Source organism: Brevundimonas vesicularis (assembly GCF_044807075.1).
In the GTDB taxonomy this organism is placed as follows: domain Bacteria; phylum Pseudomonadota; class Alphaproteobacteria; order Caulobacterales; family Caulobacteraceae; genus Brevundimonas; species Brevundimonas vesicularis_G.
This window is the reverse complement of record NZ_CP085234.1, coordinates 2,310,674-2,329,105: the sequence shown is the minus strand read 5'-3', so window position 1 is coordinate 2,329,105 and position 18,432 is coordinate 2,310,674. Positions and strand designations below refer to the sequence as shown.

Genomic DNA, 18,432 nt, shown 5'->3' with positions numbered 1-18,432 from the left:
AGATGCGCCTCGCCGTCGCCCTGTTGCTGACGCTTCCGATCCTCGCCGCTTGCGGCGAGGGGGAAAAGGCTGCGCCTGAAGCATCGACCGCGCCCGCGACGGCGTCGGCCGAGGCTGCGCCGGTCGCGGCTCAAGCGGCTTTGGCGGCTCCGGCGAACCTTGAGACGGCTTGCCGCGACGTGGTGAACCGCATGTATGGCCAGGAAGGCGACGCGGTCGCCTTCACCGCCACCGGCGAACGCACGGCCCAGGTGTCGTGGCGCGCGCCGGTCGATGGCGGCAGGCTGGAATTCGAATGCCGGGCGGAAGCCGACGGTGCGGGCCTGTTCCGCGACGGTCAGCGGATGTCCGTGGATGTACAAATGGCGGCTCCCGCCGCCAAGCAAGAGGCCCGCTGATGCCTATCGCCAAGGTCAACGGCGTCGAAACCGAGTTCGAGCCCGGCATGACCGTGCTCCAAGTCGCCGAACGCGCCGGACAAGAGATTCCGCGCTTCTGCTATCACGAGCGCCTGTCCATCGCCGGCAACTGCCGCATGTGCCTGGTCGAGGTGAAGCCTGGACCGCCGAAGCCGCAGGCCTCGTGTGCGCTTCCGGCCGCCGACGGTCAGGAAATCTTCACCGACACGCCGATGGTCAAGAAGGCCCGCGAAGGGGTGATGGAGTTCCTGCTCATCAACCACCCGCTGGATTGCCCGATCTGCGACCAGGGCGGCGAATGCGACCTGCAGGACCAGTCGGTCGGCTACGGCCGCGACGGCTCGCGCTATTCGGAGAACAAGCGCGCGGTCGAAGAAAAGGCGATGGGTCCGACCATCAAGACCTTCATGACGCGCTGCATCCAGTGCACGCGCTGCGTCCGCTTCATCACCGAAGTCGCCGGGGTGCCGGACATCGGCATGATCTCGCGCGGCGAGGACGCCGAGATCACGACCTATCTGGAGAAGTCGGTCGCCTCGGAACTGTCGGGCAACGTCAACGACCTGTGCCCGGTCGGCGCCCTGACGCACCGTCCGTGGCAATACCACTATCGTCCGTGGGAACTGAAGAAGACCGAGACCATCGACGTCATGGACGCCCTGGGCTCGAACATCCGCGCCGACTATCGCGGGTCCGAGGTCATGCGCGTGCTGCCGCGCGTGAACGAGGGCATCAACGAGGAGTGGCTGTCGGACAAGAGCCGCTATGTCGTCGACGGCCTGACCGCGCGTCGTCTGGACCGTCCGTGGATCCGTGAGAACGGCAAGCTGCGCGCCGCGTCGTGGAACGAGGCGCTGGACGCCGTCGCCGCCAAGCTGAAAGCCGCGCTGGCCGACCGTATCGGCGTGATCGCCGGCGACCTGCAGGACGCCGAGTCGATGAAGGCGACGCTGGATCTGTTCCGCGCGCTCGGCTCCAACAACACCGACTGCCGCCAAGATGGGGCCGCCGTTGGGTATGGCCCACGTGAGGGATGGCTGTTCAACTCCGGCCTGGAAGGCATTGAAAAGGCTGACGCTGTTCTGATCGTCGGCGCCAATCCGCGCACCGAGGCGCCGCTGCTGAACGCCCGCCTTCGCAAGGCCTGGCTGAAGGGCGATGTGGAGATCGGTCTGATCGGCGAACAGGCCGACCTGACGTTCGACTACGCCTATTTGGGCGCAGGCACGCAGACCCTGGCCAAGCTTCCGAAATCGGCGCTGGACTTCCTGACCAAGGCCGAGCGTCCGGCGATCATCGTCGGCTCCGGCGCGCTGGGCGGGGAGGGCGGTCCGGCCGTCCTGAACGCACTCGGCGCCCTGGCCAAGAAGGTCGGCGTCGTCGCCGAAGGCTGGAACGGCTTCAACGTCCTGCACCACGCCGCCTCGCGCGTCGCCGGTCTGGACATGGGCTTTGTGCCGGCTGAGGGCGGCCTGACCGTCGCCGAAATGCTGAAGCCGGATGCGCTGGACGTTCTGTTCCTGTTGGGCGCCGACGAGGTCGATCCGACCGCTTCGAACGCCTTCCGTGTCTATCTGGGCAGCCACGGCGACCGCGGCGCGCACGGCGCGGACGTGATCCTGCCGGGTGCGGCCTATACCGAGAAGGCCGGCCTGTACGTCAACACCGAGGGCCGGGTGCAGATGGCCGAACGCGTCGTCTTCCCCAAGGGCGAGGCCAAGGAAGACTGGGCCATCATCCGCGCCCTGTCGGCGCGCGTCGACAAGACCCTGCCTTACGACACGCTGGAGCAACTGCGCGCCAAGCTGATGGGCGATCATCCGACCTTCGGCCGGATCGACTATCTGCCCGCGCCGGCGACGTTCGACGTGGCGGCCTTGGGCGCCAAGGGCGATCTGGGCGACCGCGCCTTCGTCTCGGCCGTGACCGACCCGTATCTTTCCAATCCGATAGCGCGCGCCAGCGCGACGATGGCCGAGCTGTCCGCCCTGCGGACCCAGCCGGTCGCAATGGCGGCGGAGTAAGCCATGGACCCCGTTTCCTTCTGGGCCACGCCTCTGGGCTGGACGCTGATTACGGTCGGCCAGGTCCTGCTGATCACGGTCGGCGTGCTGATCGCCGTCGCCTTCCTGCTGCTGGCCGACCGCAAGGTCTGGGCCGGCGTGCAGATGCGCAAGGGTCCGAACGTCGTCGGTCCCTTCGGCCTGCTTCAATCCTTCGCGGACATGATCAAGTTCGTGCTGAAGGAGGTTGTGATCCCGGCCGGCGCGGACAAGGCGGTCTTCATCATCGCGCCGATCATCACCGTCATCCTGGCCTTCATGGCCTGGGCGGTCATTCCGTTCGCGCCCGGCTGGGTGGTGTCGGACCTGAACGTCGGCATCCTGTACATCTTCGCGGTTTCGTCGCTGGGCGTTTACGGCATCATCATGGGCGGCTGGGCTTCGAACTCGAAGTATCCGTTCCTGGGCTCGCTGCGTTCAGCGGCGCAAATGGTGTCCTATGAAGTCTCGTTGGGCCTGATCATCATCAATGTGATCCTGCTGGCCGGCACCATGAACCTGTCGGCCATCGTCGACAGCCAGAAGGGCATGTTCTGGAACTGGTACGGCTTCGGCGGCGGCGCCGACACCTGGCCGCTGGTGGTGATCCTGTTCCCGATGTCTATCATCTTCTTCATCTCGGCCCTGGCCGAGACCAACCGCCCGCCGTTCGACCTGCCCGAGGCCGAGTCCGAACTGGTCGCCGGTTATCAGGTCGAATACAGCTCGACGCCGTATCTGCTGTTCATGATGGGCGAGTACGTCAACATCGTCTTCATGTCGGCGATGATCAGCCTGCTGTTTTTCGGCGGCTGGAACCCCGGCGTGCCGCAGGCCTGGATGGATGGGCTGCCGGCCTGGATCGCCTACACGATCTATTTGCTGACCTTCATGGCCAAGACGGTCTTCTGGTTCATCATGATCTCGATGGTGAAGGCGTTCGTGCCGCGCTATCGCTATGACCAACTGATGCGTCTGGGCTGGAAGATCTTCCTGCCGACGTCGCTGGTCGCGGTCGTGATCGTGTCGGCCTGGCGCGTCTTCGTGGTGGGGTCGTGATGCGCGGCCTCATCATCGGCCTCGGTCTTCTGACGATGACCGCCGCCTGCGCGCCCGACGCGTCGCGCATGCCCGAGTCGAGCTATCAATGGCAGCAACGCCAGGACCGCATCGAACAGGACTGGCGCGCGAGCCAGACCGCCCCCAAGACGACGCCCGCCCCCAAGGATAAGCCCTGATGTTCACCCGTATCGTCCAGGCGACCAAGGGCGCGATGATGCTGGACGTCATCGGCGCCATCGGTCTGTCGCTGAAATATATGGCCCGTCCCAAGATGACGGTGAACTATCCGTTCGAGCGCAATCCGCAATCGCCGCGCTTCCGCGGCGAGCATGCGTTGCGTCGCTATGCGAACGGCGAGGAACGCTGCATCGCCTGCAAGCTCTGCGAAGCCATCTGCCCGGCCCAGGCCATCACCATCGAGGCCGAACCGCGCGCCGACGGCAGCCGCCGCACGACCCGCTATGACATCGACATGGTCAAGTGCATCTACTGCGGCCTGTGCCAGGAGGCCTGCCCGGTGGACGCCATCGTGGAAGGGCCGAACTCGGAGTTCGCCGTCGAGACGCGCGAAGAGCTGCTCTACGACAAGCAACGCCTGCTCGATAACGGCGACCGCTGGGAACGGCAGATCGCCAAGAATCTGGAACTCGACGCGCCTTACCGCTAAGGCGCATCTCGCTAAACGGGTCGGCGATTCCTGAAACGGGGTCGCGGCCGATACGAAAGGGGCTTCGTCCCGACATGCTGCAAGGCATAGCCTTCTATCTGCTGGCGGCGGTCGCCACGGTTTCCGGCCTTCTGGTCGTGACCGCGCGCAACCCGGTGCACAGCGTGCTGTGGTTGATCCTGGCCTTCTTCTCGTCGGCGGGTCTGTTCGTCCTGCTCGGCGCCGAGTTTCTGGCGATGCTGCTGGTCGTCGTCTATGTGGGCGCGGTCGCGGTGCTGTTCCTGTTCGTCGTCATGATGCTGGACGTGGACTTCCTGAAGCTGCGCGAAGGCTACGCGCGCTATCTGCCGCTGGGCGCCATTATCGCCGCCGTGCTGTTGGTCGAGATGATCATCGTCTCGGTCGCCGTGGTTCAGGGCGGCGCCGCTGCGGGCCTGCCGGCGCCGGGCGCGCCGGACGCCAGCGTGACGAACGTCGAGGCGATCGGCCGCGTGCTCTACACAGACTATGTCTATTTCTTCCAGGCCGCCGGGATCGTGCTGCTGATCGCGATGATCGGCGCCATCACCCTGACCCTGCGCCACAAGCCGCACATCAAACGCCAGAACCCCGGCGACCAGGTGAACCGCGACCGTCGCAAGTCGGTCGAGATCAAGTCCGCCGCCACGGGCGAAGGCGTCAGCGCCGAGGAGCTTCTCTGATGATCGGTCTGACCCACTATCTGACGGTCGCTGCGATCCTGTTCACCATCGGGGTGTTCGGCATCTTCGTAAACCGCAAGAACGTCATCATCATCCTGATGTCGATCGAGCTGATCCTGCTGGCGGTGAACATCAATTTCGTCGCCTTCTCGGCCTATCTGAACGAGATCAGCGGGCAGATCATGGCGATGTTCGTCCTGACCGTCGCCGCGGCCGAGGCCGCCGTCGGCTTGGCGATCCTGGTGACCTTCTTCCGTAACCGCGGCGACATCGCCGTGGACGACGCCTCCGTGATGAAGGGCTGAGCGTGACCTTCCATACCCTCGTCATTCTCGGGATTTTCGCCCCGCTGCTGGGCGCGGCCATCGCCGGCTTCTTCGGACGCCGGATCGGCAACATCCCCTCGCAGGCCGTCACGACCGGCCTGCTGTTCTTCTCGTGCGCTGTGGCCTGGACGGTGTTCGGCCAATGGACCTGGGGCCATTTGGCACCCTTCACCATCCGCCTGGCGCCCTTCATCAATGTCGGCGACTTCCAGTCGGCCTGGTCGATCCGCATCGACGCCCTGTCGGCGACCATGCTGATCGTGGTCACCAGCGTGTCCTCGCTGGTTCACCTGTATTCCTGGGGCTACATGGCCGAGGACGACAGCCGGCCGCGCTTCTTCGCCTATCTGTCGCTGTTCACCTTCATGATGCTGGCGCTGGTGACGGCGGCTGACTTCATGCAGATCTTCTTCGGCTGGGAGGGCGTGGGCCTGGCGTCCTATCTGCTGATCGGCTTCTGGTTCAAGAAGCCGACGGCCAGCGCCGCCGCCATCAAGGCCTTCGTCGTCAACCGCGTCGGCGACTTCGGTTTCGTGCTGGGGATCATGACGATCTTCTGGATGTACGGCACCATCAACTTCGCCGAGCTGTTCCCGCTGATCGCCACCAAGGCCGGCACGACGTGGGAGTTCCTGGGCGTCCAGTGGTCCGCGCTGGATCTGGCCGGGTTCCTGCTGTTCATCGGCGCCATGGGCAAGTCGGCCCAGTTCTTCCTGCACACCTGGTTGCCGGACGCGATGGAAGGCCCGACCCCGGTCTCGGCGCTGATCCACGCCGCGACCATGGTCACCGCCGGCGTCTACATGGTCTGCCTGCTGAGCCCGATCTATGAATATGCGCCGGGCGCGTCGCAGATCATCGCCATCATCGGCGCGATCACGGCCCTGTTCGCCGCCACGGTCGGCCTGACCCAGAACGACATCAAGCGCGTCATCGCCTATTCGACCTGTTCGCAGCTGGGCTACATGTTCTTTGCGGCGGGCGTCGGCGCCTATCAGGCGGCCATGTTCCACCTGTTCACGCACGCCTTCTTCAAGGCCTTGCTGTTCCTGGGCGCCGGCTCGGTCATCCACGGCATGCACCACGAGCAGGACATGCGGAAGATGGGCGGCCTGTGGAAGCTGCTGCCGGTCACCTATGCGGTGATGACCATCGGCACCATCGCCATCACCGGCCTGGGCATCCCCGGCGTCGGCGGCTTCGCCGGCTTCTACTCCAAGGATTCGATCATCGAGAGCGCCTATGCCTCGGCGGCCTCGGGTCACTCGGCTATCGGTCTGTTCGCCTTCTTCGTCGGCATCATCGCCGCCGGTCTGACGGCCTACTATTCGTGGCGCCTGGTCTTCATGACCTTCCACAACAAGCCGGTGTGGAAGGAAGAGGGCGACGCCCATCATGCTGACGACCACGCTTCCCACGCCCAGCTGGAAACCCATTCCGAACCCGTCGGCGATCATCACGATGATCACGCGCATGACGACCACGGTCATCATGGTCCGCTGAAGCCCCATGAGAGCCCGCTGGTCATGCTGATCCCGCTGATCCTGCTTTCCGTCGGCGCCGTCGCGGCCGGCTTCGCCTTCGCGCCGCACTTTATCGGCCACCACGAGGGCGAGTTCTGGCGCGGCGCGATCTTCACCGGCGCGAACAACCACGTCCTGCACGAAAGCCACGACGTTCCGACCTGGGTGAAATGGTCGCCGCTGATCCTGACGCTGATCGGCACCGCCTTCGCCTATTGGATCTACGTCGCTCGCGAGGGCATGGGCCGTCGCATGGCCGAGCGGAACGGCGTCATCTACCGCTTCCTCTACAACAAGTGGTATTTCGACGAACTGTACGACTTCGTCTTCGTGCGCGGCTTCCGCGCCATCGGGAACTTCTTCTGGAAGATCTGCGACGTGAAGATCATCGACGGTCTGGGCCCGAACGGCGCCGCCTGGGTGTCGCTGAAATCCGCCGCTCGACTGGGCAAGATCCAGTCCGGCTATGTCTATCACTACGCCTTCGTGATGCTGCTCGGGGTGGCTGGTCTGCTCACCTTCGCCATCCTCGCGTGGGGAGCCTGATCTCGTGCCCTACATCCTGAGCCTCGTTACATTCCTGCCCCTGGTCGGGGCCCTGGCGATCTTCGCCGCCCGGCTGACGTCAAAGTCGGCCGACGCGACCGCGCCGGCCGCGCGCTGGATCGCGTTGATCACCACCCTGATGACCCTGGCGGTGTCGGTCGTGCTGGTCGCCGGCTTCGATCCGGCTAACACCGGCTATCAGTTCGTGGAGATGGTTCCGTGGTTCGCGGGCGCCAGCTATCACCTGGGCGTCGACGGGATTTCGATCCTGTTCGTGCTGCTGACGGCCTTCCTGATGCCGATCTGCATCCTGGCCAGCTGGAAGTCGGTCGAGACGCGCGTCGTCGAATATATGATCGCCTTCCTGGTGCTGGAGACGCTGGTCATCGGGGTGTTCACCTCGCTGGACCTGTTCCTCTTCTACATCTTCTTCGAAGGCACGCTGGTCCCGATGTTCCTGATCATCGGCATCTGGGGCGGTCAGAACCGCATCTATGCGGCCTACAAGTTCTTCCTCTACACCCTGCTGGGGTCCGTCCTGATGCTGCTCGCCATGCTGTGGATGGCGCATGAGGCGGGCACCACCAGCATTCCCGAGCTGAAGCGTTTCGCCTTCGATCCGGCCGTCCAGCCGATCCTGTGGCTGGCCTTCTTCGCCTCGTTCGCGGTCAAGATGCCGATGTGGCCGGTCCACACCTGGCTGCCTGACGCCCACGTTCAGGCACCGACGGCCGGTTCGGTCATCCTGGCGGGCATTCTGCTGAAGCTGGGCGGATACGGCTTCATCCTGTTCAACGTGCCGATGTTCCCGATGGCGTCGGAGATGTTCCGGCCGCTGGTCTTCACCCTGTCGGTGATCGCCATCGTCTATACGTCGCTGGTCGCCTGGCGTCAGACGGACATCAAGAAGCTGATCGCCTATTCGTCCGTGGCCCACATGGGCTTTGTGACCCTGGGCATTTTCGCCGGCAACGACATCGGCATGCAGGGCGCCATCTTCCAGATGATCAGCCACGGCCTGATCTCGGGCGCGCTGTTCCTGTGCGTCGGCGTCGTCTACGACCGGATGCACACTCGCGAGATCGCCTTCTACGGCGGCCTGACGTCCAAGATGCCTTGGTACGCCGCCATCTTCCTGATGTTCACCATGGCCAACGTCGGTCTGCCGGGCACCTCGGGCTTCATCGGCGAAGTGCTGACCATGACCGGGGCCTACAACGCCTCGACCTGGGCCGCGCTGGTCGCGGCCTCGGGCGTCATCTTCTCGGCGGTCTATGCCCTGACCCTGTACCGCGCGGTCATGTTCGGCGAGATCACCAATCCGAAGCTTGAGACCATCACCGACATCGACAAGCGCGAACTGCTGCTGTTCGTGCCCCTGATCGTCGGCACCATCTGGCTGGGGGTCCATCCGGCCTCCGTCCTCGATTACACCGGGCCTGCCGTCGAGGCCCTGACCAGCGCGTATCGCGCCGCGATCGGCGGGTGAGACTTACAGATGCCTGATCTATCCTCCGCCCTGCATCTCGCCGCCTCGGAAGTCACCCTTGCGGTCGGCGCCCTGGTCCTGCTGATGGTCGGCGCCTTCATGGGCGACAAGAGCGCCCGTCTGGTCTCGATCCTGTCGGTCCTGCTGCTGATCGCCGCGTCGGTCATCTCGATCGTCGGACCGTGGGGCGTCGCCTTCAACGGCGCCTATGTCGCCGATCCGCTGGCCATCTACGCCAAGAGCCTGATCTATCTGTCGGCCGCCGTTGCGGTCGTGCTGGGTGACGGCTGGATGAAGCGCACGCGCATCGCCAAGTTCGAATATCCGGTCCTGATCGTGCTGGCCTCGGCCGGCATGGGGATGATGGCGTCTTCGGGCGACCTGATCTCCATGTACGTCGGGATCGAGCTGCACTCGCTGGCCCTGTATGTGCTCGCCGCCTTCCACCGCAACGACGTCAAGGCGTCGGAAGCGGGCCTGAAGTATTTTGTCCTGGGCGCGCTGTCGTCGGGTCTGCTGCTGTATGGCGCCAGCCTGATCTACGGCTTCGCCGGCTCGATGCGGTTCGAGGACATCGCCGCCGTCGCCGCCGACAATCCCGGCCCGGGCCTGGTCTTCGGCCTGGTCTTCCTGATCTGCGGCCTGGCGTTCAAGGTATCGGCCGCGCCGTTCCACATGTGGACGCCCGACGTCTATGAAGGCGCGCCGACGCCGGTCGTGGCCCTGTTCGCCACGGCGCCCAAGGTGGCGGCCATGGTGCTGATCGCTCGCGCGCTGGAAAACGGTTTCGGCGACGCCCACGCGCAGTGGTCGCAGGTCCTGATCGCCATCTCCCTGATCAGCTTCGTCGTCGGCGCCTTTGGCGGTCTGGCTCAAAAGGACATCCAGCGCCTGCTGGCCTATTCCTCGATCGCCAACATCGGTTACGCGCTGCTGGGTATTGCGGCGGGCACGGCCGAGGGCCTGCAGGCCATGCTGATGTTCATGACGCTTTATGTCGTCGACCAGCTGGGCTTCTTCGCCATCCTGCTCAGCCTGTCCAAGTCGGGCCGTCCGATTCGCCGCATCGCCGATCTGGCCGGATTGACGAAGGATCGTCCGCTGACGGCCGTCGCCCTGACCATTCTGTCGCTGTCGGTCCTGGGCATGCCGCCGTTCTCGGGCTTCTGGGGCAAATACTATGTGTTCGGCGCCGCCGCCGATGCGGGACTGTGGCCCGTTGCGGCCGCCGGTCTTGTCGCCTCGGTCGTCGCCGCCTTCTACTATCTGCGCATCATCAAGCTGATGTGGTTCGATCCGCCGGTCGATGACATCGCCACCGATGCCGCGCCGGTCGAGGCGAAGTGGATCGGCTGGGCCTGCGCCGCCTTCGCCTTCCCGCTGGTGATCGTCGGTCTGACCTGGCTGGAGCCGCTGACCAAGGCTGCGAGCGCCGGCTTCGGGAACGGGTAGGGCGTTGGCGCCCGTCCCACTGGTCATCCTCGACGAGATCGACTCGACCAACGCCGAGGCGCGCCGCCTCGCCGAGGCCGGAGAGGCGGGCCCGCGCTGGATTGTGGCGCGCCGCCAGACCGCCGGTCGCGGTCGGCGGGGTCGCAAGTGGGACACCGATCAGGGCAATCTGGCCGCCACCCTTCTGATCACCACGCCCAAGTCGGCGGCCGAGGCGGCCCAGGCCACCTTTATCGCGGCCCTGGCCGTCGCAGACCTGCTGGACGTCTTCGTTTCGCCCGCGCTCGTTTCGATCAAATGGCCCAACGACGTCCTCCTGGACGGGGTCAAGGTGTCGGGCATCCTGGTCGAATCCGGCCGGCATGCGAACGGCGACCTCTGGCTGGCGGTCGGCATCGGCGTGAACCTGGCCCATGCGCCCGAGGGCACCGAACGGGGGGCGACCTCGGTTGCCGAGCGTCTCCGCTCTGACCTGGCCTATGTCCCGCCGATTGAGGCCGCTGCCGAAATCCTGGCCGAGACCTTCGCCGTCTGGTGGGGGCGCTGGCAGACAATGGGCTTCGAGCCTGTGCTCGACGCCTGGACCAGTCGTTTGACGGGCCTGAACGGACCGTGCGTCGCGCGTCTGGACAATGAGACCATCGAGGGTCTGGCCGAGGGCGTGGAGCCGGACGGCGCCCTGCGTCTGCGTCTGGCCGACGGCTCCGTGCGTTTGATTTCCGCGGGCGATGTCTTCTTCGGGAAAGCCGCCTAATGCTTCTCGCCATTGAGCAGGGCAACACCAATACGCTGTTCGCCGTCCACGACGGTTCGGACTGGATCGCCCAATGGCGGGCCGCGACCGAGGCCAGTCGCACGGCCGACGAATACGCCGTCTGGCTGAACCAGCTGATGGTGATGAAGGGGCTGAAGTTCGACGCGCTCGGCGGCTGCATCATCTCCAGCGTCGTGCCCCAGTCGATCTTCAACCTGCGCAACCTGGCGCGGCGTTATCTGAACATCGAACCTCTGGTCATCGGCGAGAACGCCGAACTGGGCATAGAGGTGCGGATCGCCAAGCCCAGCGAGGCGGGCGCCGATCGTCTGGTGAACGCTGTGGGCGCCTCGCTGATGTATCCCGGCGACCTTCTGCTGATCGACAGCGGCACGGCGACGACCTTCGACATCGTTTCGGGCGACGGCGCCTTCGAGGGCGGTCTGATCGCGCCCGGCATCAATCTGTCGCTTCAGGCCCTACATGAAGCTGCCGCCAAACTGCCGCGCATCGCCATTCAAAAACCCGAACACGTCATCGGCAAGGGCACGGTCGAGGCCATGCAGTCCGGCGTTTTCTGGGGCTATATCTCGTTGATCGAAGGCCTGGTCGGGCGCATCAAGGCGGAGTGGGGCAAGCCCATGACCGTCGTCGGCACCGGCGGGGTCGCCAGCCTGTTCGAAGGGGCGACCGACAGCATCGATCACTTCGATCCCGACCTGACTATTCGCGGCCTCCTCGAAATCTGGCGTCGTAACGCCCATTTGACTAATTGAATGAAAAAGCAAACCCAAGACGAACTCGTTTTCCTGCCGCTGGGCGGCTCGGACGAGGTCGGTATGAACCTGAACGCCTATGGCTTCGGCCCAGAGGCGAACCGCGAATGGCTGATCGTCGATGTCGGCGTCACATTCGGTGATCTGTCCACGCCCGGCGTGGATGTGATCGTGCCCGATCCCACCTTCCTGGAGGGTGAGAACATCAAGGGCATCGTGCTGACCCACGCGCACGAGGATCACATCGGCGCTCTGGGCTGGTTGTGGCCGCGCATCAAGGCACCGATCTACGCCACGCCCTTCACCGCCTATCTGATCCGCGACAAGCTGCGCGAGCGCGGCATTCTGGACGAGGTCGAGCTGATCGAGGTTCCGCTGGGCGGGACCGTCGATATCGGCACGTTCGGGGTGACCTTCGTCAACATGACCCACTCGATCGCCGAGCCCAGCGGCCTGGCCATCGATACGCCGCTGGGCATGGTGTTCCACACCGGTGACTGGAAGATCGACGACCAGCCGGTGATCGGGACCAAGACCGACGCCCCCGTCATCCGCGCCCTGGGCGACGAAGGCGTGCTGGCCATGGTCTGCGATTCGACCAATGTCTTCGTGCCGGGCGTCGCCGGGTCCGAGGGCGATGTCGCCGTCGCCATCTCAAAGCTAATCGCCAGCCTGAAGGGGCGCGTCGCCGTCGGCTGTTTCGCCTCCAACGTCGCCCGTATGGACAGTGTGATCCGCGCCGCTGAGGCCTGCGGGCGTCGCGTGGCCCTGGCCGGCCGTTCGATGCACCGGATCACAGCGGCCGCGAAACACGTCGGCATGCTGAAGGACGTGAAGCCCTTCCTGTCGGACGAGGAGGCCCGCGTCTGGCCCGCCGATGAAATCCTGTACCTGTGCACCGGCAGCCAGGGTGAGGCGAGGGCGGCCCTGTCGCGCGTCGCCGACGGCACCCACCCGGTCGTGAAACTGGGTCTGGGCGACCACTGCATCTTCTCGTCGCGCCAGATCCCCGGCAACGAACTGGCGATCGGCAATCTGCAGGACCGCCTCGCGGACCGCGGCGTGCGTCTCTACACCGAGAAGGATCACCCCGGCATTCACGTCTCGGGCCACCCCTGCCGTGACGAGCTGAAGCAAATGTACGAATGGGCGCGGCCGCAGATCGCGGTGCCGACCCACGGCGTGCGTCGCTTCCTCTTGGAACACGCCAACCTGGCCAAGGACATGGGCGTTCCCGAAACGGTGACGCCGCGGAACGGCGACATGGTTCGCCTGGCCCCTGGCCCGGCCAAGATCATCGACGAGGTGCCGAACGGTCGCCTCTATGTCGACGGCGGCATGCTGGTGACCGAGCAGGGCGAGGCCCTGAAGGAACGTCGTCACGCCTCGACCAACGGCGTGCTGATCGTCAGCTTCGCCCTAGACAAGCGCGGTCGCATCGCCAGTGACATCGACATCCGCAGCGTCGGCCTGCCCGGCGATACGGCCACGCCGCTCGGCGATGCGCTGGACAAACTGGCCGAGCGCGTCGAACAGGTGGTCAAGAGCCTGAAAGGCGATGCGCTGGACGATGAAATGGTCATCGAACAGGCTGTCGCCCGCGTGCTGAAAAAGGCCAGCCAGCAGATCTGGGATCGTCGTCCCATCGTCGAGACGGTCGTCCTGCGCGTCTGATGCAACCTTGACCGTTTGGGCGCATTGGTCGTGCGCCTGAACGGTCGGGGAAACGCATGTCGAAAAAGCCTGCCCGTGCGCGCCGCCTGCTGGAGCGGATCCGGCACGCCCGTCATCCGCTGCGCGGTTGGCGGCGGTGGGCGGTGATTGCGGGGCAGGGGCTGGTTGGCTTCGTCGCCCTGTTCGCCGTCGTCAATCTGGTGCTCAGCCTGTCGACCTTCCGGGGCGAAGATCCCCTGGCGCGGACAGTTCACGAACTGCGCGTGCTGTGGTTCAGCCCGCCCGACGGCCAGCCGATGTCGCCGACCGCCTTTCCGACCGTCTATGGCCACGATCTGGGACCAGCGCCTGACACCGCCGCCATCCACGCCTATCTGGAGCGCGAGGCGGAGGACGGCGTCTTTCTGCTCGACCACGTCATGGTTGATCGTATCCTGAAGCTGAACGGCCGGATCGATGCGCGCAGCGTGCCGTCGGGCGTCTATGTCGGCGCCCATGCGCTGGGACCGGACGGGATGCCGCTGGTGCCGGTGACCAAGTTCATGGCGCACTATCTGCTGTTTCCGCGCCATGCCTATATTCTGGTCGTGCCGGAAATCGGGCCGGCCATCGCCTTCTCCGCCAGCCAGAACGCCAAGTTCGGCATCGACATTCATCCCGAGCGGTTGTCGGCCGAGATCGCGCCGTTCGATCCGAACGCCTATGACTTTCCCAGTTCGGGCGAGGCGCTGCACGAGATGACCCGCATCACCAATGACTGGGCGCGCGTCGCGACGGCCGTCGAGACGTTGAAGGGCGCCCAGGCGCGCCTGGCGCGGGAAGGTCTGACCTACGGCCTTCTGGCGCCCAACTCGAACACGGCGGTCGGCTGCGTGCTGCAAGGCGCCGGGGCGATTACCCAGCAGGCGCGCTCTTCGATCCTTCTGGCGCTAAGAGCGCCGGGGTTTGGCGCATCGTGCGAATAGCGGTCGCGCCGACGGCCTCAACTCGGATATATCCACGCCGATGACCGAGCGACTCTTCCTGCTGAACCCCGACTGGCACGACGATCAGGGCGGTCCGTGGTTCTGCCCGCCCGGGGCCTATATCGAGGGTGTCCTGGCCTTCTATCCTCAGCTTCGCGACGCGCTCGATGTCGTCTATCTGGACCATCCGCGCCCACGCCAGCCGGTCATCGACCAAGTCGGCGAGGCCCATCAGAGCTGCCCAATCCTGATCCTGGACGGCGAGCTGGATTGGCCCGAGGCCGAGGTCAGCGAAACGACCGGCCGGCGGTTTCTTCAGGATCACGCCATCGCTCCCTATCTGGCGGCCCGCTACGGCGTCGGCCGGCCCCATCCCTAGAGGTCCGTCATGCCCATCGGCGTCTTCACCATGGTCGGCATCTACATTATCGCCTGGTGGACGGTCCTGTTCGCCGTGCTGCCGCTGGGCACGGCCAGCGAGACGCACGAGCCGCCGACCGACGGCTCACAATGGGGCGCGCCCAAGACGCCCAATCTGAAGAAGAAGTTCCTGACGACGACCTGGGTCTCGGCCCTGGTCTGGGCGTTCGTGATGGTGCTGATCTTCACGGGCTGGCTGCCCCTGCCGAACTTCGCCAGCGGCCCGGCCGTCTAAACGACGCATCGGCCTAGCTTTCGACCCGTCCGAGCGGCTAAAGCCTTGTTCCGTCTCTACGCCTAGGATTCCCGACCATGCGCCTGTCGCGCTTTTTCCTGCCCACGCTGAAGGAAGCCCCTTCGGACGCCCAGATCGTCTCGCATCAGCTGATGCTGCGCGCCGGCATGATCAAGCAGGAGGCCGCCGGCATCTATGCCTGGCTGCCGCTGGGTCTGAAGGTGCTGCGCAAGATCGAGCAGATCGTGCGCGAGGAGCAGATGCGGGCCGGCGCGGTCGAATTGCTGATGCCGACGCTGCAACTGGCCGACCTGTGGCGCGAGAGCGGCCGCTATGACGCCTACGGCCCCGAGATGCTGCGCATCACCGACCGGCATGAGCGCGAGCTGCTGTACGGACCGACCAACGAGGAGATGATCACCGATATCTTCCGGGCCTATGTGAAGTCCTACAAGTCGCTGCCGTTGAACCTGTTTCACATCCAGTGGAAGTTCCGCGACGAGCGCCGTCCGCGCTTTGGCGTGATGCGCGGGCGCGAGTTCCTGATGAAGGACGCCTATTCCTTCGACGTGGACGAGGCCGCGGCCCGGGTCGCCTACAACCGCATGTTCGTCGCCTATCTGAACACCTTCGCCCGCATGGGCCTGAAGGCCGTGCCGATGCGCGCCGACACCGGCCCCATCGGCGGCGATCTGAGCCACGAATTCATCGTCCTGGCCGAAACTGGCGAGAGCGAGGTCTTCTGCGACCGCAAACTGGTCGAGATGCCCGCGCCTGGCGACGACTTCAGCCCGGAAGCCGTCCAGGCCGTCTTCGACGAACGCACCGCCCTCTACGCCGCCACCGAAGAGATGCACGATCCGGCGCAGTTCGAGGCCAAGACCGCCGAGGGCGACCGCCTTTCGGCGCGCGGCATCGAGGTCGGCCACATCTTCTACTTCGGCACCAAATACTCCGCCCCGATGAAGGCCAAGGTCGCCGGGCCCGACGGTCAGGACGCCGAGGTCCACATGGGCAGCTATGGCGTCGGCGTGTCGCGCCTGCTGGGGGCCATCATCGAAGCGAGCCACGACGCCGGCGGCATCATCTGGCCCGATGCGGTCGCGCCGTTCGACGTGGTCGTGATCAATCTGCGCGCCAACGATCAGGCTGTCTCGGCCGCCTGCGAAGACGCGGTGGCCCAGCTTGAAAAGCTCGGCAAGGACGTCCTCTACGACGACACCGACGAACGTCCCGGCGGCAAGTTCGCCACCGCCGACCTGATCGGCGTGCCGTGGCAGCTGACCATCGGTCCGAAGGGGCTGGCGGACGGCGTGGTCGAACTGAAACGCCGCGCCACTGGCGAGAAGGTGTCCGTGCCGCTCGCCGAAGCTATCGAAAGGCTGACCGCTTGAGCCTGCCGTCTCGTCCGTCCGGCGCCTTCTCCTCGTGGGAGATCGGCCTGGCCCTGCGCTACCTGCGCGCCAAGCGCAAGGAAGGCGGCGTCGCCACCATCGCCGTCATCAGCTTCATCGGCATCATGCTGGCCGTCGCCGTGCTGATCAGCGTGATGAGCATCATGTCCGGTTTCCGCAGCGAACTGCTGGGCCGCATGCTGGCCTTCAACGGGCACATGTATGTGCAGGGTCAGGTCCTGACCTCGCCGGATCGCGAAGCCGCCCTTAAGCGCATCCAGGCCGTGCCCGGCGTCGCCAGCGCCAGTCCGCTGAACGAGGCGCAAAGCCTGATCCGCGTCGGCAGCTATACGACCGGCGCCATCGCCAAGGGCATCCGCCCTGAGGATCTGGCCAAGACCCAGTATGTCTTCGACAGCTTAACCCCGCAGGAGCGCGCCAGCTTCGGCAAGGGGCCCTATGGCGGCGACCGCATTCTGGTCGGCGCGGCCCTGGCCAATTCCATGGGCCTGCGCGTCGGCGATCCGGTGACCCTGTATTCACCGACCGGAGCCGACAGCGCTTTCGGCAACCTCGGCGGACTTGAGAAGACCTATTTCGTCGGCGGCCTGTTCCGTTCGGGCGCCGCCGACTATGACCGCGCCTTCATCTTCATGCCGCTGGAGCAGCAGCAGCTCTTCTTCGGCAAGGAAGGGGTCTGGGACGCGATCGAAATCAAGGTGGACGATCCCGATCAGGTCGGCGCCCTGACCGCCGCCATCCGCGACGCGGCCGGTCCCGGCTCGGTCGTCAGCGACTGGCGCGAGCGTCTCGCCGCCTTCTATGGCGCGCTGAAGGTCGAACGCGTGGCCATGAGCATCATCCTGGGCCTCGTCGTCGCCATCGCCGCCATGAACATCATCTCCGGCATCGTCATGCTGGTGAAGAACAAGGGTCGCGACATCGCCATCCTGCGCACCATCGGCGCCAGCCCCTCGGCGATCCTGCGCGTCTTCTTCATGGCCGGCGCCATGATCGGGGTGGCGGGCACCATCGCAGGGCTGATCCTGGGTCTGCTGTTCTGCTGGAACATTGGTTCGATCCAGCATTTCCTGGAGTTCGTGCTGCAGACCAAGCTGTTCGATTCCGACGTCTATATGCTGGACGCCATCCCGGCCCTGGTCGATCCGGTGGACGTGACCTGGGTGGCCTTCTGGTCCCTGTTGATGAGCTGTATCGCCAGCCTGCCGCCGTCCTGGAACGCGTCTCGCATCGATCCCGTGGAGGCGCTGCGCTATGAGTAAGGCTCCCATCCTTTCGGTGCGCGGCCTGACCCGCACCTATGACACCGCCCAGGGCGGCCTGACCGTGCTGAAGGGCGTCGATCTGGACGTCTATCCCGGCGAACTGGTCGGGCTGATCGGGCCGTCGGGCTCGGGCAAGTCGTCGCTGCTGCACGCCGCCGGCCTGTTGGAGAAACCCACCAGCGGCACGGTCGCCATCGACGGCGAACAGGTCGGTGATCTGGACGAGCGCGCCCGCACACGCCTGCGCCTGGGCCGGATCGGCTTCGTCTATCAGTTCCACCACCTGCTGCCCGAGTTCGACGCGCGCGACAATGTCGCCCTGCCTATGCGGATCGCAGGCGTGTCCCAAGACGAGGCGCGCAAGCGCGCCGAGGTCACGTTGACGGCCCTGGGGCTAGGCGAACGGCTGACGCACCAGCCGGCTCAGCTGTCCGGCGGTGAACAGCAGCGCGTCGCGATCGCACGGGCCCTCGCCAACGGCCCGCGGCTGCTGCTGGCCGACGAGCCGACCGGCAATCTGGATCCGACCACCAGCCAGTCGGTGTTCGAATCCCTGCGCAACCTGGCCAAGACCACGGGCGTCGCCGCCCTGATCGCCACCCACAATATGGAGCTGGCCGGCCATATGGACCGCGTCTTTGCGCTGAAGGACGGTCATCTGGAACAGCGCGAGGCCCAGAGCCACGCTTACTGAGCCACGC

Annotated in this window: 19 protein-coding genes; all 19 read left to right on the top strand. The window is 65.4% G+C overall.

Translation table 11 applies throughout. The features are described 5' to 3' along the window. Window positions 1–2: 2 nt before the first annotated feature. The gene (locus tag LG306_RS11680) at window positions 3–398 is read left to right on the top strand and encodes a hypothetical protein (RefSeq protein WP_404414649.1); all 396 of its coding nucleotides are present in this window, start codon (window positions 3–5) and stop codon (window positions 396–398) included. Further along, window positions 398–2,443, top strand: coding sequence for an NADH-quinone oxidoreductase subunit NuoG (nuoG, locus tag LG306_RS11675; protein WP_404414646.1), 2,046 nt, complete (start codon window positions 398–400; stop codon window positions 2,441–2,443). The genes LG306_RS11680 and nuoG overlap by 1 nt, the downstream gene beginning before the upstream one ends. 3 nt (window positions 2,444–2,446) lie before the next feature. Further along, the gene (nuoH, locus tag LG306_RS11670; protein WP_039247406.1) at window positions 2,447–3,520 is read left to right on the top strand and encodes an NADH-quinone oxidoreductase subunit NuoH; all 1,074 of its coding nucleotides are present in this window, start codon (window positions 2,447–2,449) and stop codon (window positions 3,518–3,520) included. Next, window positions 3,520–3,699 carry a hypothetical protein gene (locus LG306_RS11665; RefSeq protein WP_137721549.1) on the top strand — a complete coding sequence of 60 codons (180 nt, stop codon included), beginning with the start codon at window positions 3,520–3,522 and terminating at the stop codon, window positions 3,697–3,699. Before nuoH ends, LG306_RS11665 begins: the two co-directional genes overlap by 1 nt. Further along, on the top strand, window positions 3,699–4,190 hold the full coding sequence (gene nuoI / locus LG306_RS11660; RefSeq protein ID WP_017503987.1) for an NADH-quinone oxidoreductase subunit NuoI: 492 nt from the start codon (window positions 3,699–3,701) through the stop codon (window positions 4,188–4,190). The genes LG306_RS11665 and nuoI overlap by 1 nt, the downstream gene beginning before the upstream one ends. Before the next feature lie 74 nt (window positions 4,191–4,264). Beyond that, on the top strand, window positions 4,265–4,891 hold the full coding sequence (locus tag LG306_RS11655) for an NADH-quinone oxidoreductase subunit J (protein WP_017503986.1): 627 nt from the start codon (window positions 4,265–4,267) through the stop codon (window positions 4,889–4,891). Beyond that, window positions 4,891–5,196 carry an NADH-quinone oxidoreductase subunit NuoK gene (gene nuoK / locus LG306_RS11650; protein WP_039247409.1) on the top strand — a complete coding sequence of 102 codons (306 nt, stop codon included), beginning with the start codon at window positions 4,891–4,893 and terminating at the stop codon, window positions 5,194–5,196. Before LG306_RS11655 ends, nuoK begins: the two co-directional genes overlap by 1 nt. A 2-nt stretch (window positions 5,197–5,198) precedes the next feature. Beyond that, a complete protein-coding gene (gene nuoL, locus LG306_RS11645; protein WP_404414640.1) occupies window positions 5,199–7,286 on the top strand; it encodes an NADH-quinone oxidoreductase subunit L in 2,088 nt (695 codons plus the stop codon). A 4-nt stretch (window positions 7,287–7,290) separates the two neighbouring features. Further along, window positions 7,291–8,775: an NADH-quinone oxidoreductase subunit M gene (locus LG306_RS11640; RefSeq protein WP_404414637.1), complete on the top strand. Its 1,485-nt coding sequence runs from the start codon at window positions 7,291–7,293 to the stop codon at window positions 8,773–8,775. Window positions 8,776–8,784: 9 nt separating this feature from the next. Continuing rightward, window positions 8,785–10,227: an NADH-quinone oxidoreductase subunit NuoN gene (gene nuoN / locus LG306_RS11635; protein ID WP_404414634.1), complete on the top strand. Its 1,443-nt coding sequence runs from the start codon at window positions 8,785–8,787 to the stop codon at window positions 10,225–10,227. Between the two features lie 4 nt (window positions 10,228–10,231). Further along, entirely contained in the window at window positions 10,232–10,981 is a 750-nt protein-coding gene (locus tag LG306_RS11630) for a biotin--[acetyl-CoA-carboxylase] ligase (RefSeq protein WP_404414631.1), read from the top strand. Then, a complete protein-coding gene (locus LG306_RS11625) occupies window positions 10,981–11,757 on the top strand; it encodes a type III pantothenate kinase (protein WP_404414628.1) in 777 nt (258 codons plus the stop codon). The genes LG306_RS11630 and LG306_RS11625 overlap by 1 nt, the downstream gene beginning before the upstream one ends. Further along, complete coding sequence (locus LG306_RS11620; protein ID WP_295171128.1) at window positions 11,758–13,431, top strand: ribonuclease J; 1,674 nt, start codon at window positions 11,758–11,760, stop codon at window positions 13,429–13,431. Window positions 13,432–13,487: 56 nt separating this feature from the next. After that, window positions 13,488–14,396: a hypothetical protein gene (locus tag LG306_RS11615; RefSeq protein ID WP_404414623.1), complete on the top strand. Its 909-nt coding sequence runs from the start codon at window positions 13,488–13,490 to the stop codon at window positions 14,394–14,396. 40 nt (window positions 14,397–14,436) lie between these two features. After that, window positions 14,437–14,775, top strand: a complete 339-nt coding sequence (locus LG306_RS11610) for a DUF3088 family protein (RefSeq protein ID WP_153922802.1) — start codon at window positions 14,437–14,439, stop codon at window positions 14,773–14,775. Window positions 14,776–14,784: 9 nt separating this feature from the next. Continuing rightward, window positions 14,785–15,051 carry a DUF1467 family protein gene (locus LG306_RS11605; protein WP_017503976.1) on the top strand — a complete coding sequence of 89 codons (267 nt, stop codon included), beginning with the start codon at window positions 14,785–14,787 and terminating at the stop codon, window positions 15,049–15,051. A 77-nt stretch (window positions 15,052–15,128) separates the two neighbouring features. Then, complete coding sequence (gene proS, locus LG306_RS11600) at window positions 15,129–16,445, top strand: proline--tRNA ligase (RefSeq protein ID WP_404414619.1); 1,317 nt, start codon at window positions 15,129–15,131, stop codon at window positions 16,443–16,445. Then, window positions 16,442–17,728 (top strand): lipoprotein-releasing ABC transporter permease subunit, encoded by a 1,287-nt coding sequence (locus tag LG306_RS11595; protein ID WP_404414616.1) that lies wholly within the window; start codon window positions 16,442–16,444, stop codon window positions 17,726–17,728. The genes proS and LG306_RS11595 overlap by 4 nt, the downstream gene beginning before the upstream one ends. Continuing rightward, complete coding sequence (locus tag LG306_RS11590) at window positions 17,721–18,425, top strand: ABC transporter ATP-binding protein (RefSeq protein WP_045811212.1); 705 nt, start codon at window positions 17,721–17,723, stop codon at window positions 18,423–18,425. Before LG306_RS11595 ends, LG306_RS11590 begins: the two co-directional genes overlap by 8 nt. Window positions 18,426–18,432 lie beyond the last annotated feature (7 nt).

Excerpts from the sequence above, each read along its gene's own strand:
- LG306_RS11655 (WP_017503986.1), top strand. The coding sequence starts at position 4,265 with ATGCTGCAAGGCATAGCCTTCTATCTGCTGGCGGCGGTCGCCACGGTT.
- LG306_RS11610 (WP_153922802.1), top strand. The coding sequence starts at position 14,437 with ATGACCGAGCGACTCTTCCTGCTGAACCCCGACTGGCACGACGATCAG.
- nuoN (WP_404414634.1), top strand. The coding sequence starts at position 8,785 with ATGCCTGATCTATCCTCCGCCCTGCATCTCGCCGCCTCGGAAGTCACC.
- LG306_RS11590 (WP_045811212.1), top strand. The coding sequence starts at position 17,721 with ATGAGTAAGGCTCCCATCCTTTCGGTGCGCGGCCTGACCCGCACCTAT.
- LG306_RS11665 (WP_137721549.1), top strand. The coding sequence starts at position 3,520 with ATGCGCGGCCTCATCATCGGCCTCGGTCTTCTGACGATGACCGCCGCC.
- nuoK (WP_039247409.1), top strand. The coding sequence starts at position 4,891 with ATGATCGGTCTGACCCACTATCTGACGGTCGCTGCGATCCTGTTCACC.
- nuoH (WP_039247406.1), top strand. The coding sequence starts at position 2,447 with ATGGACCCCGTTTCCTTCTGGGCCACGCCTCTGGGCTGGACGCTGATT.
- proS (WP_404414619.1), top strand. The coding sequence starts at position 15,129 with ATGCGCCTGTCGCGCTTTTTCCTGCCCACGCTGAAGGAAGCCCCTTCG.
- nuoG (WP_404414646.1), top strand. The coding sequence starts at position 398 with ATGCCTATCGCCAAGGTCAACGGCGTCGAAACCGAGTTCGAGCCCGGC.
- LG306_RS11620 (WP_295171128.1), top strand. The coding sequence starts at position 11,758 with ATGAAAAAGCAAACCCAAGACGAACTCGTTTTCCTGCCGCTGGGCGGC.
- LG306_RS11615 (WP_404414623.1), top strand. The coding sequence starts at position 13,488 with ATGTCGAAAAAGCCTGCCCGTGCGCGCCGCCTGCTGGAGCGGATCCGG.
- nuoI (WP_017503987.1), top strand. The coding sequence starts at position 3,699 with ATGTTCACCCGTATCGTCCAGGCGACCAAGGGCGCGATGATGCTGGAC.
- LG306_RS11605 (WP_017503976.1), top strand. The coding sequence starts at position 14,785 with ATGCCCATCGGCGTCTTCACCATGGTCGGCATCTACATTATCGCCTGG.
- LG306_RS11625 (WP_404414628.1), top strand. The coding sequence starts at position 10,981 with ATGCTTCTCGCCATTGAGCAGGGCAACACCAATACGCTGTTCGCCGTC.
- LG306_RS11680 (WP_404414649.1), top strand. The coding sequence starts at position 3 with ATGCGCCTCGCCGTCGCCCTGTTGCTGACGCTTCCGATCCTCGCCGCT.